This window comes from Verrucosispora sp. ts21 (genome assembly GCF_002879555.1).
In the GTDB taxonomy this organism is placed as follows: Bacteria; Actinomycetota; Actinomycetes; order Mycobacteriales; family Micromonosporaceae; genus Micromonospora; species Micromonospora gifhornensis.
Genome location: NZ_PNOZ01000180.1, coordinates 1 through 772 on the forward strand (window position 1 = coordinate 1; position 772 = coordinate 772).

Consider the following 772-nt stretch of genomic DNA (forward strand, 5'->3'; position numbering starts at 1 on the left):
CACGGAAACCACCGCCGGGACGGTCACCGCTGTCACGGCGGAACCCGCCCTCACGACGGTCGCCGCCGTCGCGGAAGCCGCCGGAACGTTCCCTGTTGTCGGGGCGGAAACCACCCTCACGGCGGTCGCCACCGCGGAAGCCACCAGAGCGCTCACCATCACGGGAGCCGCCCTCACGGCGGTCGCCGCCACGGAAACCACCGCCGGGACGGTCACCGCTGTCACGGCGGAACCCGCCCTCACGGCGATCACCGCCGCGGAAGCCACCCTCACGGCGGTCGCCGCCCTGGAAGCCACCGGAGCGCTCGCCGCCCTCGCGGCGGAACCCGCCCTCGCGACGGTCGCCGCCACGGAAACCACCGCCGGGACGGTCACCGCTGTCACGGCGGAACCCGCCTTCACGGCGGTCGCCGCCCTCGCGGAAACCGCCCTCGCGGCGGTCGCCGTCACGGCGGAAACCGCCGGAACGGGAACGGTCAGCCCCGTCACCGCGTCCCTCACGGGAACCACGGTCCCGGTCGCGATCGTCGCGGTACGACGGGCGGTCGTCCCGGCGGAAGCCGCGGTCACGGCCCTCGGGCCGGCCCTCCTGGCTCCGGGGACGGTCTCCGCCCTGAGCTCCTGAACTCACAGGTACATCCTTCCTCAGTGCGCCATTCCATGGCGCAACGCAGTCGAGGGCCGACCCGATTCCGGGTGGCCCTCGACTGTGACGTGTGTCCGGCGGTGTCCTACTCTCCCACACCCTCCCGAGTGCAGTACCATCGGCGCT

The 772-nt window shown here is 73.2% G+C and carries 1 pseudogene; it reads left to right on the forward strand.

Features of this window, described 5'->3' with window-relative positions:
- Window positions 1–625: pseudogene (locus C1A38_RS31245) on the forward strand (hypothetical protein); the annotation flags it as partial.
- Window positions 626–772: the final 147 nt, after the last annotated feature.